The 13,418-nt window shown below is 70.1% G+C and carries 9 protein-coding genes; 3 read left to right on the forward strand and 6 right to left on the reverse strand.

Annotated features, from left to right (window positions below):
• Positions 1-181: 181 nt before the first annotated feature.
• Entirely contained in the window at positions 182-781 is a 600-nt protein-coding gene (locus ACLJRL_RS17220; protein WP_410657187.1) for a DUF6801 domain-containing protein, read from the forward strand.
• Between the two features lie 179 nt (positions 782-960).
• Complete coding sequence (locus ACLJRL_RS17225; protein WP_410657188.1) at positions 961-1,692, forward strand: hydrolase; 732 nt, start codon at positions 961-963, stop codon at positions 1,690-1,692.
• Here the strand turns inward: ACLJRL_RS17225 and ACLJRL_RS17230 are convergent.
• The 6 genes from ACLJRL_RS17230 to ACLJRL_RS17255 are packed head-to-tail and all read right to left on the reverse strand — an operon-like array spanning position 1,685 to position 9,945.
• Positions 1,685-3,016 carry an MFS transporter gene (locus ACLJRL_RS17230; protein WP_410657189.1) on the reverse strand — a complete coding sequence of 444 codons (1,332 nt, stop codon included), beginning with the start codon at positions 3,014-3,016 and terminating at the stop codon, positions 1,685-1,687. The genes ACLJRL_RS17225 and ACLJRL_RS17230 overlap by 8 nt on opposite strands.
• A 49-nt stretch (positions 3,017-3,065) precedes the next feature.
• On the reverse strand, positions 3,066-3,926 hold the full coding sequence (locus ACLJRL_RS17235) for a DUF3592 domain-containing protein (RefSeq protein WP_410657190.1): 861 nt from the start codon (positions 3,924-3,926) through the stop codon (positions 3,066-3,068).
• 9 nt (positions 3,927-3,935) lie between these two features.
• A complete protein-coding gene (locus ACLJRL_RS17240) occupies positions 3,936-4,463 on the reverse strand; it encodes a hypothetical protein (RefSeq protein WP_410657191.1) in 528 nt (175 codons plus the stop codon).
• 58 nt (positions 4,464-4,521) lie between these two features.
• Positions 4,522-7,569 (reverse strand): hypothetical protein, encoded by a 3,048-nt coding sequence (locus ACLJRL_RS17245; protein ID WP_410657192.1) that lies wholly within the window; start codon positions 7,567-7,569, stop codon positions 4,522-4,524.
• Complete coding sequence (locus ACLJRL_RS17250) at positions 7,556-8,626, reverse strand: hypothetical protein (RefSeq protein WP_410657193.1); 1,071 nt, start codon at positions 8,624-8,626, stop codon at positions 7,556-7,558. Before ACLJRL_RS17250 ends, ACLJRL_RS17245 begins: the two co-directional genes overlap by 14 nt.
• Positions 8,623-9,945 carry a hypothetical protein gene (locus ACLJRL_RS17255; protein WP_410657194.1) on the reverse strand — a complete coding sequence of 441 codons (1,323 nt, stop codon included), beginning with the start codon at positions 9,943-9,945 and terminating at the stop codon, positions 8,623-8,625. The genes ACLJRL_RS17250 and ACLJRL_RS17255 overlap by 4 nt, the downstream gene beginning before the upstream one ends.
• 439 nt (positions 9,946-10,384) lie before the next feature.
• On the opposite strand from ACLJRL_RS17255, the gene ACLJRL_RS17260 reads away from it, so the two are divergent.
• A complete protein-coding gene (locus tag ACLJRL_RS17260; RefSeq protein WP_410657195.1) occupies positions 10,385-13,369 on the forward strand; it encodes a family 16 glycoside hydrolase in 2,985 nt (994 codons plus the stop codon).
• Positions 13,370-13,418: the final 49 nt, after the last annotated feature.

Genomic DNA, 13,418 nt, shown 5'->3' on the forward strand with positions numbered 1-13,418 from the left:
CAGGTCACCCCTCGGAATTTCCCCTTTCCGCCTTCGAATGACAATTCCCGATCGCGTTTTTCCGCATAGGCGTGACAAGATCATCGGGTAAAGAAAAGGGAAGAGATCTTTTCCTTTCTCGTTGGTGAGTTTCCACCTATGTTCGGTTCCGTTGGCCTGTTCAACGATGAAAGGACCTGACATGACGGAAACCCTCGTGCGGAAGGGCATTCGCCGGTTCCGCACGGCCGGGATCGCCGCCGCGGTCGCCGGCACGATGCTGCTTTCCGCCGCCGGAACCGCCGCCGCCGCGGAAAAGAACCTCACGTACAAGGGCGGCTTTCCCCTCATCGGCGACCAGCAGGTGGCCGTGGTCGTCAAGGCCGAAATCCCGGCGACCGCCCAGGCCGGAACGCCTCTTTCGGTTCCGTTCACCCTCGACGTCGACGCGGGTCAGGCCGCGGGCGACGGTCTGCGGCTGGTCGGCGCCACGAAGATCTCCGGCACGATCTCCTCGAAGGTGAACGTCGCGCTCACCGGTGGCCAGTCGGTCTCCATCCCCGTCGAACTGCCCATCCCCGACACCGCGGTGCCCGCCGAAGGGCCGCTGAAGTTCACCGCGGAGGGCACGGTCGAGTTCACCATCCCGACGGGCACGCCCGCCGGTGACGCGACCAGCAGCGTGGACGGCGCGGCGACCACGCATGTGGTGACCGACAGTTCGCTCGGCGAGTTCGACGTCCAGCTCGCGCTCGACCCGCCGGACCAGGACACCGTCCTCGGCAAGACGACCGTCAGCTGAGCACTGCCTGTCCCGCATCACTGCCTGCCCCCGGATCCCGACCCGGGGGCAGGCTGCTTGACCTCCAGTGCACTGGAGGTTGCACGCTGTCGATCATGTGGATTTGCGACAGGTGCGGTATCGAACATCCCGCCACTCCAGAGCCGCCTAGGTGCGTCCTGGACCGTGGCGACGTCAGCATGGAAGAGGCCGGTGACCTCGGCGCGCACACCGGACGCTGGTGGACTCACGACGAGTTGATCGCGGCGCCGCACAAGACCTTGCACCGCGACCACGGGCGCGGACTGCACAGCGTGAAACGGGAACCGCATTTCGCCATCGGGCATTGGTCCTTCATCGCGGTGACCCCGGCCGGCACCCTGCTGTGGGACCCGCCGTCGTGGCTGGACCCGGAAGTGCTCGACGTCGTGCGCGGCTTCGGTGACGTCGCCGCGATCGCCACCAGCCACCCGCATATGTTCGGCGCGCAGCTCAGCTGGAGCCGGGCGCTCGGCGGAATCCCGGTACTGGTCAACGAACGCAACCGCGAATGGCTGCCCACCGACGACCCGGCCTTCGAGTTCTGGGACGAGCACAGCGAACCCCTGCCGGGTGTCGACCTCGTCCGGCTCGGCGGCCATATGCGCGGCAGCGCCGTGGCCCGCACCCCGGACGGCAGCGTCCTGGCCGGGGACACGATCACCGGTGGGCTCGCGCCGGACTGGGTCTCGTTCCAGCGCAACTTCCCCAAGCACATCCCGATGTCCGCGGCGGTGGTCCGCCGCATCGTCGACCGGCTCGACGAGTTCCCGTACGACCGGCTCTACACCCTCGGCGGCGACACCATCAACCACGACGCCCAAGCCGTCGTGCACCGCAGCGCCGAAACGCATATCCGCTGGGTGAGCGGCGAGTTCGACCACCTCACTTGAGGCCGGCTTTCTCCTTGCGGCGGAAGGAAAGGGCGATGAGTCCCGCGATCGCCATGAAGAAGGCGACGGCCCACATCCCGGCACGGAAACTGCCGGTCAGGCCCTGCAGCCACCCGGCGAGGTAGGGGCCGGCGAAACCCGCGAGGTTGCCGAACGAGTTGATCAGGCCGATGCCGGCGGCGGCGCCGACCCCGACGAGGAAGGCGTTCGGGAGTTGCCAGAACACCGGGATCGCGGCGAACACCCCGACCGCGCAGATGGTCACCGCGATCATCACCAGCAGCGGTGAGCCCAGGTAAAGCGCGGCCGCGATCGCCACCGCACCGACGAACGCGGCGATGGCGACGTGGCCGGCGCGTTCGCCGGTGCGGTCCGAATGCCGTGCCCACACCACCATCGCCACCGCGGCCACGGCATACGGGATCGCCGTGATGAGGCCGATCTCCACGATGCTGTAGGTGGTCTGGAACTGTTGCTGGAAGCCCTTGATCACCTGCGGGAGGAAGAACGCGAGCACATAGAGGCCGAAGACGATTCCGAAGTAGACGGCGCTGAGCGCGAGGACTCGCGGATCGGTCAGTGCCGATCGCGTGCTCACCTCCTGACCGACCTCGCTGGCATCCTCCGCGTCGATGGTCGTCTGCAACGCCGTGCGTTCCTCCGGGGTCAGCCATTTCGCGTTCCGCGGCCGGTTGGGCAGGAAGAACAGCACGGCCACGCCGAGCAGGATCGAGGGCAGTCCCTCGGCGAAGAACATGAAGCGCCAGCCCGCGTCGAAGCCGAGGAGGCCGTCGCCGTGCTCGATGAGCAGCGCCGAGACCGGGCTGCCGAGCACCGACGAGAGCGGGACCGCGAGGAAGAAGAGCGCGACGATCTTGGCTCGCTGCCGTCGCGGGAACCAGTAGGTGAGATACAGGATGATGCCGGGGAAGAAGCCCGCCTCGGCCACGCCGAGCAGGACCCGGACGATGTAGAAGCTGACCTCGCCCTGGATGAACGCGGTGGCCGAAGCGACGATGCCCCAGGTGACCATGATCCGCGCGATCCAGACCCGGGCGCCGACCTTGTGCAGGATCACGTTGCTGGGCACCTCGAAGAAGAAGTACCCGACGAAGAACAGGCCCGCGCCGAGCCCGTAGGCCGCGGCGCTGATGCCGAGGTCCGCGTTCATGGTGAGCGCGGCGAACCCGACGTTGACGCGGTCGAGATAGTTCAGGAGGTAGAGCAGCCCGAGGAACGGGACCAGCCGGAACATCGCCTTGCGCACGGCTTGGGCGGTGGATGCCTCCGCCGCCGTCCGGTCGTCCGCCGTCTGATCGTCCATTTCGTACTCCTGCCCACGTCGGCCCCGTGGCCGAGCCTAGGGGGTCGGGTCAGAACATCGGGGGCAGGTAGGCGCCGAGGTGCCCGCCCGCCGCCCGGTCTGCGGGATCCGGGTCCACCTGGACCACGTCCGGATTCCGCGGGTCGTAGGTGACCCGCACCGTCGAGCCGCGGGACGGCGCCTGCAGCGGCTGCGTGATCATCGTCGTCACCACCGTGCGCTCCCCCGACTCCGTGCTGAACCGGACGTGCACCGTGAACCGCGGATTCCCCATCACCCAGACGTTCGTGAACTGGATGTCGGAGACGTACCCGATCACCTGACGGCCGGTCTGGGCCAAGGCCTGCGCACGGTCGTCCGCCTCCGCCTTGGTCACGAAGGCCCGCACCAGCACCATGATCATGACCAGCGCCGCGACCCCCGCCACGCCGGGCAGCAGATACGGCTCGTAGTAGACGATCCAGTCGACGTCGGTCCAGGGCTCGGCCGCGCCGTCGCCGAAGGGCAGCCGTTGCCCCACCGATTCCGGTGGTGTCCACGAGGGAATCGCCACGGCACCGCCGATGGCCACGCCGAGGCACGCGGCCAGCGTGCTCGCCCGGAAGCCGATGCCCATCCCCCGCAACGACATTCCGCCGCCCCACAGCATCGCGAAGCCGAGTGACGACGCCACCGTGATCGAGACGCTGAAGAACAGGACGAGCGAGACCGCCGGACCCGCGTCGGCCCCCCACGAGCCGACGCGGTTCAGCGACATCAGCCGGAAGCCGTCCAGCAGCCCGAGGGCGCCCGACCAGCCCACGACCGCCCAGGCGAGCGTCGTGGGCACGCCGAGCAGCCACAGGCGCGCGCTGGGACGGCGGGCCTGCCGGGGGTCCTCCGGCAGGCCGGACTCGAATGAGCCGAACACGGCCGCCGCCTACGCGATCGGGCCGAACACGGCGACCTTCGCCGGGTCGGCGGGGTCGACGCGGGCCTCGTGCCGGGTGCCGGGCGCGTACTGCTGGATCGTCGCCTGCGGCGTGATCAGCGGGGTCACCGTCCGGTAGGCGGTGCCGTCGGCGCGGGTGACCTCCAGCGTCGCGGTGTACTGGGCCTGCCCGGCGATCGTCCGGCCGGTCGGCTCCAGCGCACGGATCACCAGCGTGGCCGGCTCGCAGGTGTCGTAGAGCCGCCGCAGCTCGGTGCCGTAGGCCTGCAGTTCCTGCTGCTGGCGCAGCTGCTCCTCCATCGGCAGCGCGAGGAACGCCGCCATGTCCGGGTCGGCGTTCAGGTTCCGGAACGCCTGCGCGGCCAGTTGCGGCGTCGGCAGCTGCGGGGTGATGTCGTAGCCCTGCGCGGCGGCGGACTTTCGGAACTGTTCGGCGTGCTGCTGGAACTCCCGCGTGCCACGGTTCATGCCCTGCTGCGTCGCGTCGTTGATCTTGTCGCGGAGCTTCTTGAACATCGGGTCCTGCCTTTCGCTGTGCCGTTCGTGCTGCACACAGCTTCAGCGGGACGTTCCGCTACCGAACCCAGGTTTGCCCGTCGGCGGTGGCGTCGAGGCAGGTCAGGGCCGCCCAGAAGACCGGTGAACGGGCCGGTTCGGCCTGCTCCCGCCAGAGCGCGAGCTTGGCGCGCTGCCACGCGCACAGCTCGGTGACCGGATCGTCGCCGTCGAGGGCGGTGTCGACGGCGACGACCAGTTCGGCCATCGGGTCCGCGCCGGGTACGGCGGCCGACGTCGGCAGTGCCCAGACCGTCGCGGCGACCAGCCCGGCGCCGGCCGCGACGGCGGCGAGCAGCACGCCGAACGGTTCGGCCAGCCCGAAATCGCTCGCGCTGGCACAGCCGATCAACGCCACCCTGGCGGGCATGAAGTCCACTTCGGACAGTGCGAGGTCGGCGGCGGTGAACGGACGGTGCTCCCCGATCGGCGCCGCCGTACCGGGCAGTTCGGCCGAGCAGGACAGGTGCAGCGCGGTCTGCGCGCCGTGGTCGTCCTGCACGCGGCTGACGTGCCCGACGAACACCAGTCGCGAACACGGCTCCGCCAGCAGTTCGGCGAGCAGGCGCCGATCGGTGTCGGTGCGGCGGACGAGGTCGAGCCCACGCGAGACGGGCGGCTGGACCGGGCCGGCGGCCAGCCGCGCGTCCAGGTGACGGATCAGCGGGGACGTCACGTCCTGCTTGCCGAGTACGGAACCCAGCTCACCGAACGCGCTCTGGCCGGGGATGCGCGGATCGAGCAGGTAGACGGGCGGACCGCCGGCCGACGCCGGGCGGCGCGGGATCCCGGCCGGCGCGAGCAGGGAGACGTCGGCGACGTCGAGGACGCGGTTGTCGCCGTCGAAGCAGGTGCCGATCTCCTCGATGCCGACCACGTGATCGGCTCGCCGATCGGGCAAGGCCAGGAGTCCCCACGGGACCCCGGCGAGGCTCGGCGACGGCTGGATCCGCAGGTGTGGGCGGCGTCCTTCGGCGGCAGCGCCGCGGAGCCGGGCGACGAGGTCGGCGGGCAGGAGGTTGAGGCCGAGGACGCGGGCCAGGCGTTGTTCACCGGCGTGACCACCGAACGCGTCGTCGCTCAGGGAACGCCGGACGGCGTCTGCGACGCTCTCGCCCTCGTGTGGTGTCGGGGAAGCGGCGTCCAGGTACTCGCGGGCCGTCCCGACCAGGGCGGCGTCGATCGGGTGGAGGTGGACGGTGTCGAGGTCTTCGGTGGTCCGCCAGGTGAGAAAGGTGTGCCCGGCTTCGGCGAAGCGCAGGAGGAACGTCTCGCGTCCGGGCTGGGCGGCGGGCCAGGTCTCGACGGTTTCGGTGGCGGGCCGCGGCAGGGCGTACCGCTCGGCGGCGAGGCGGAGCCACGGGTCCAGCTCCATGGGCGAAGCCGGGGACCAGCGCAGGGCGGGCGGCGGGGCCAGCCGGAGCGGGAGCGACGCGGTGACCGAACCCAAGGCCGCCAACGGAAGCCGTTCGTCCTCAGTGGACGGCGTCAGGTCGAGGGAGGGCAGTGTGCCGGTGAGGTCGAGCGACCGCTCCTCGACGCCCGTGTACGCCCCGACGGCGCAGGTGCGTTCGACCAGTTCCGCGGCCAGTCTCGGTTTCTTCAGCTGGGACAGCAACGCCATCAGCAACGCCGTCGCCGGACCTGCGACGTCTCGCGCCCAGGCCGTGCGTGCCTGCGGCGACGTGAACTCGAACCGGTAGTCCATCGCGGCCAGCGTCAGCGGGAGCAGCAGATCCAGCACCGACGGCAGGTCTTCGCCGCGGGCGTAGCCGATCGTGGCCGCCACGAAGTCCGTGTGCAGGCGGTCCGACCACTCCCCCGACGCCTGTGCCGATTCCCGCGCCCGGGTCACGTGATCCTCGGCCACGGCCCAGCGGCCCTCCGCCGCGGCGCAACGGGCCAGCGCCACGTCCAGCCGGCGCAGACCCGGGGTGTCGCCGTTGGCCGTCCAGAGTTTCCCGGCGTGGTCGAACTGGTCCCGGGCCTGCACGACCTCGCCCGCGAACAGCAGCAGGGTGCCCAGCGCGTGGCTCGCCTCGGCGACGTCGCCGGTCAGGCCCGCCGCCGCGAGTTCGTCTCGGGCGGCGACGATCGCCGCGATCGCGCCGGGGAAGTCGCCGCCCAGCGCCCGGGCCTCCGCCAGCCCGATGTCCGCCTTCGCGGCCATCGGACGGCCTTCATGCCGGGCACTCAGCCGCAACAGGTCCGCGCGCGCGTCGGCGTCCTCGCCGCCCGCCTGGCGGACACGGGCGCGTTCGGCCCGCGCCATCGCCTGCAGGGAGACCACCTGGGCGTGGACCTCGTCGATTTCGGCGATGCCGTCCAACCCGGCCAGGATGTCCTCGAGCGCGGCCCGCGCACCGGCCGGATCCCCGGCGGCGATCTGGACACGGACCTCGAGGATGCGCAGTTCCAGTTCGTCGGCGCCGTGCGGGTCGAGCTGTTCGCGCGGGAACTGCTCGGGGCCCGCCTCTTTGCGGAGCGCCGCGCGACGGCGCTGGCCCGCTAGGAGTTCGCGCGCCCTCGGGAGGTCACCTTCCTCCGTGGACAGAGAAATGAGCACGCGCTCGGCGACCTCGCACGAACCTTCGATCATCCGCAGTTCGGCGTACTGTCCGAAGTGGACGATGGCGACCGTGCTCACCTTGAAAATGGTGAGCACGGCTTCGGCGCACTGCCGCGCGTTGCGCAGATCGCCTGCGGTGTAACAGACATGGGCGAGATCGCTGACGGCGGCGACTTCGAGGTCGGTCCGGTCGAGCCGCTGCGCGATCTCCCGCATCCGGGCGTACTTCCGGTGCGCGCCCGCGACGTTCCGGGCCGCGGCGAGTTGCTTGGCCTTGTCCTGGACGTGGACGGCTTCGACGAGCAGCCGGCGGTATTTCGCTTCGCTGAGCGAGCACGCGGGCAGTTCGCCGTACGGGGCCGGGTCGAGGCCGAAATGCCGTGCGACGCAACGACAGTTGTAACCGTGCGAGCTGGCTTCGCTCAGTTCGGGCGGGAGCGGACGGTCCGGCGGGTTCTGGGGCGGCGGCATGCCGACGAGCACGTCAGAACTCCTCATCGGCGGACGCGGCCGCCGCTCGCTCGGCCAAGGTCCTCGCCTCCGGCGGCAACGCTTCGCGCGCCCGCACCAGCGAGACCACCTCGGCCCGGTCTTCCGCCGTGGTCCCGGCGACGCCCTCGGCGGCCACCCCCACGATCAGCCCGATATGTCCACTGTGGAGCGACCGGGTCGCCACGAGACGGGCCGCGGCCTCGTCCAGATCGGCCGTCACGACGAACCGGCCCGCACCCAGCGCCAAGGGTACCTCCGCGAACGGCTCGCCGTCGTAGGTCGCGACCGCGGTGAGGGCCGCGTCGGCGAACGCTCCCGCGACGTCGATCTCGAGCCGGGCGGCGGTCATGCTCGTGGTGATCCGCCAGGTCACGGTGCCTTCGGCGGCGTCCAGGACGCCCGGGGGCACCCGAGCCCAGTCGACACTCGCGTGACCTTCCGCCAGGACACCCTCGCCCAGCACGGTGGAGTCGGCGCCCGCGGCCAAGGCGTACGCGCGTTGGCCCGGCGCGGCGGTTTCCATGCCCGCGGCCAGATCCGCCGCGGCTTCGGCGCGCGCGACGTCGTCCTGCTCGTCGAACCAGGCCGACAACCGGGTGCACAGGCCGCGGACCTCGTCGGCGACCGGCGGCGCCATGGCAAGGAGGGCGTCACCCGCGATCGCTGCGTCGAACAGTTCCGCCGGGGTGGCTTCGAAACCGTCCAGGAGCCCCTCGGCCAAGTCCTCGATCGCGGCCGTCGCCACGGCCGCTTCGAGGTCCAGCAGCGCCGGGTCGAGCGAAGGAACGCCGAGCGCCGGGCTTGCGGGCCACCATCGGCGGATCCAGAGCAGCAGTGCGAGCGTGGCCAGTTCCGGCCGGGCCGGGACGTCCGCGTGTCCCTCGGCGAGAGCGGTCAAACCGGCTTCCGCGCCCACGAGCCGGGTCAGCCAGGGTTCGGCGGCCGCGGCGTCGCTGAGTTCGATCCGCATCGACGGGACCGAAGCGGAGAGCAGGTCGGCGAGGGCGAAGCGGACGAGGCCGCCGTCCGCCGCGACGACGGGGGTGTGCACCGGATGCGTCACGACACGGCCTCCAGATCCGGCAGCCGCGCCACGAGCGCGCGGCGCACCTTCGTCCGCAGATCCAGCGAAGTCGACCGGACGACGCCGGTGATGAGGTCCCGGACGTCGGCGGCGTCGGCCGGAAGGTCGCCGCGGACGTCGAAACCGTGCAGGCGGACCCACAACCGGCTGAGAAACTGCTTGGCGAATTCCCGCAGCTCGCGCAGGAGTTCGGCGTCGGGCTGCGGAGTGAGCGGCGTGCCGCCTGCCAGCGCCCGGCGGGCATGCAGCACATAGCCTTCACGGGCGACCTGCGCGTTCAGCCGCCGCGCGAATTCGGGGACTCCGGCGGGAGCGGCGCCGTCGAGGGGGCGGAGCGCGGGCGCGAGGACGACACCGAGTGCAAAGCAGGCGGCCAGCGCGGGCAGGCCGAGCCCGAATCCGGCGGCGACGCGGCCGAGTTCGTCGTCGACGAGGTCGGCGACGGGATCCCGATCGTCCGCGGGGAGCCGGCGCAGGGTTGCGCGCACCCGCCGTTCGACGCTGCGTTCGAGGAGTTCGCCACCGTTTTCGTCCCGGCGGTTCAGCGGCGGGACGGCGGTGCGGTCCCCGCGCTGCAGGCCGAGGTCCGGGACGGGCAGGCCGGAGATCGCGCGGACGGTCTGAGTGAGGGCGGTGGCGCCACCCGGCCGGCGCAGGGCGAGGCCGAACTCGTGCCCGGTCGCCGAGTCGGCCAGGGCTCGCCAGGCGGAATCGCTGAGGCTGTCGACGAACTTTTCGAGTAGCTCGGCACCCTCTCCGGCGACCGGATCGGCCGACGTCGCACGCCAGCGGCGGTGCAGATCCGCGGTCAGGCCCGCCGAGATCCGGGGATCCGCCAGATAGCCGGTCAGTTTCTCGACGCCCGCCTCGCCACCTTCACCGTGCAGGTCGCGCAACGCCGCCACCGCCATCGCCGGTGCCTCGGGACCTGGCGTGCCGAAGCCGGTGGCCAGCTCGTACGCCAGCGGGAAGCACACGTCCTGGACGTTGCCCGCCGTGATGCGCAGCGCGCGGCGCTGCCGTTTCAGATGCGTGAACCACGCGGCCGTCGCGCCCAGCCGGAGCGCGTCGGCCCGCAGCAGTTCGGCCACTTCCGCCGCCGCGGCCGGATCCAGCAGGGGACGCCCCAGCCGGGGACGAGCCGCCGTGCGGATCACCAACGGGTCGATGATCTTCTTGATCGTCCGGGTCAGCGGCCCGCCGTCGGCCGACGACAGGACCTCCACTCCCGGGATCTTTTCCCACGCCTGCGCGAGAACGGCCGAACGCAGCCGGGACTCGCCCGCTCCCGTCGTCATCGCCCTCCCTCGCTCCGGTTGCACTCTAACCGAGCAGACGACGCGGGCGGCCCCGCTCGGACTCGTGAGTGTTTTGGGTCGTTCTAACGATGCTGTTGGCGAATTCGTGGCCGGGGCGGATGTGCGTCGATGGACGTCACCCGTGATTGAACGGCGAACACGCGTGATCAGACGGCGAACTCGCCCGTGGCCGGATTCCGCCGCGAGTTCCGTGTCCCATCACGTGTGATCGCCGTTCAATCACGAGTGTTCGCCGTCTGGACACGCATGTCCTCCCTCAGCTCACGCGACAACCAGGGGATCTTCCACCCGGCCGCCCGGCCATTAGGACTAACTTTCGTCCGAGTTGTACATACTTTCGTTGACTCTGGACGAAAGTCCTCTTAGGTTCAGCGGACGTCCACAGAGGTGCTCCCGCCGCCGACCTCGAGGAGCAACGATGCTTCCGTCTGTCCGCAAGCGCTTCAACCGGCCCATCGTCGCCTCGTTAGCGCTGGTCACAGCGTTGACGGGGCTGGTGACGGCACCGGCGGAAGCGGCCATCCCGCCGCAGCGACCCGGTGTCACACTCCGCACCTACGACCTCCAACGCGAGATCAGCAAGCTCTGCGTGATCAAGTCCGGGCAGACGCCCAACGTCGACAAGCTGATGCCGACGATCAACTGGACCGCCACCGCCGATTTCGGGATCGGTGAGCAGTTCGCCTCCGAGGTCACCGGCAACATCAACATCGCCGCCGCGGGCCAGTACGAATTCCGGCTCACCAGCGACGACGGGTCCCGGCTGCGCCTCGACGGCGCGGTGGTGATCAACCACGACGGGCTGCACGGGGCGACTCCCGCGACGGGCTCGGCCCAGTTGAGCACGGGGTACCACGCGCTGCGGATCGACCACTTCGACAATCTCCACGACCAGCAGATCACCCTCGAATGGAAGCCGCCGGGCGCGGCGGACTTCGCGCTCGTACCGACTTCCGTGCTCAGCACCGACGCCGACGTCGTCCGGGTGACGTCACCCGGACGCAAGGAGTGCGAGGGTGCCGCCGATTCGCCGGGTGACGGCCTGCCCCTGAACGGGGTGCACCCGGGCTTCACGCTGACGAATCTGCGTCCCGACGGTTTCCAGCCGCAGGTCACCGGGATGGACTGGCTGCCCGACGGACGGATGGCCATCGCCACCTGGGGTGGGTCGGACAAGGTGCTCGGCGAGGTCCACGTGCTGAGCAACGTCACCGGGAACACCGACCCCACGAAGGTGCAGACGAAGCGCGTCGCCAGCGGCTTGAAGGAGCCGATGGGCGTCAAGTACGTCGACGGCAAGCTGTACGTGTCGGAGAAGACGCGGCTCGTCGAACTGAACGACACCAACGGCGACGGCGTGACCGACGACTACCGCACGGTCGCCACCTGGCCGTTCGGCGGCAACTTCCACGAGTTCGCGTTCGGCCTGCTGTACAAGGACGGATTCTTCTACGCCAACCTTTCCGTCTCCATCAACTACGGCGGCGCGACGACCGATCCGCAGCCCGCGCCGAACCGCGGCACCACGATCAAGGTCAACAAGGCCACCGGCGCGGTGTCCTACGTCGCCGGCGGCCTGCGCACCCCGCACGGCATCGGTTGGGGCCCGGAAGGCGACGTCTTCGTCACCGACAACCAGGGTGGCTGGCTGCCGGCGAACAAGCTGGTGCGGGTCAAGCAGGACCGGTTCTTCAACCACTACACCAATCCGTCCGGGCCGTTCGACTCCAAGCCCGTGACCGCTCCGGTGTTGTGGTTGCCGCACAACGAGATCGCGAACTCGCCGAGCAACCCGCTCATGTTGTCGCAGGGCACCTTCGCCGGGCAGATGGTGTACGGCGACGTGACTTACGGAGGCCTTCAGCGAGCGTTCCTGGAGAAGGTGAACGGCGAGTACCAAGGCGCCGTCTTCCGGCTCACGCAAGGACTCGAGTCGGGTGTCAGCCGGATCAGCCTCGGGCCGGACGGCGCGATCTACACCGGCGGGATCGACGGCGGCGGCAACTGGGGGCAGCCCGGCAAGCTCGCCTACGGCCTCCAGAAGCTGACGCCGAACGGCGCGAACTCCTTCGACATCCTCGCGATGCGGGCCGTCGCGGGCGGGTTCGAACTCGAGTACACCCAGCCGTTGTCGGCCGGCACCGCGCAGAACCTGGTGTCGAAATACCAGGCTCAGCAGTGGCGCTACCAGCCCACGTCCGCGTACGGCGGGCCGAAGGTGGACGAGCAGACGCTGTCCGTCACCGCCGCGTCCCTCTCCCCCGACCGTAAGAAGGTCACCCTGCAGGTGGCGGGCCTGAAGGCCGGGCACGTGGTCCACGTCCGCTCTCCGCGTCCTTTCGCCGCCGAGTCCGGTGCGGCATTGTGGAGCACCGAAGCGTGGTACACGCTCAACTCCCTGGTCGGCGGACCGCCGGCGAGCACGACCTACGAAGCGGAACGGGCCGCGCTGAGCGGCGGCGCCGGGCTCAACACCAACCACGCGGGCTACGCGGGCACCGGCTTCGTCGACGGCTACTGGAACCAAGGCGCCTCGACGACGTTCGCCGTGAACGCGCCGAAGGCCGGGGCCTACAACGTGGCCCTGCGCTACTCGAACGGTCCCGATCCGGCCCCCGGCACGAAATCGGTGAGCGTCTACGTCAACAACACCAAGGTCAAACAGGTCCGGCTGGCCAGCACCGGGAACTGGGACACCTGGGCGTCCCAGCCCGAAACACTCACTCTGGCCGCCGGGAACAACTCCATCTCCTATCGCTACGACAGCGGCGACGCGGGCAACGTCAACCTCGACAGCCTCACCGTCACCGCGGCCCAACGAATCCAGCTGTTCGACGGGAAGAACCTGGACGCCTGGGAGAAACGCGCGGGTGGCGCCGCGACCTGGCCGGTGGCGGGCGGTGCGATGGAATCGAACGGCGGCGACATCCGCACCAAGCGGCAGTTCGGTGACTTCAAGCTGCACGTCGAGTGGAACGAGCCGAATTACCCGCCGGAGGTGACCGGTCAGGCCCGCGGCAACAGCGGCGTCTTTCTGCAGGAGCGCTACGAGCTGCAGGTGCTGGAATCGTTCGGTGACACCACCCTCGCCAACAACGAGGCCGGCTCGATCTACTCGAAGAGGGCGCCCGACCGGAACATGGCCACGGCGTCCGGAACCTGGCAGACCTACGACGTCACCTTCCGCGCCGCACGGTTCGACGGCGCCGGGAACAAGACCGACAACGCCCGCGTCACCGTCGTCTGGAACGGCGTCGTGGTCCACAACGACGTCGCGATCGACGGCGGCACGGGCGACAACATCCCGGAAAGCGCGAGCCCGGGGGCGATCCGCCTCCAGGACCACGGCGATCCGGGTGAGAACCCGCGGTTCCGCAACATCTGGATCGAACCGCTGAACTGAGATCGGGCCCGACCGCCTGTGCACCGCACTCAGCCGGAGGCGCACAGGC

Source organism: Amycolatopsis sp. lyj-112 (assembly GCF_046549055.1).
Lineage (GTDB): Bacteria > Actinomycetota > Actinomycetes > Mycobacteriales > Pseudonocardiaceae > Amycolatopsis.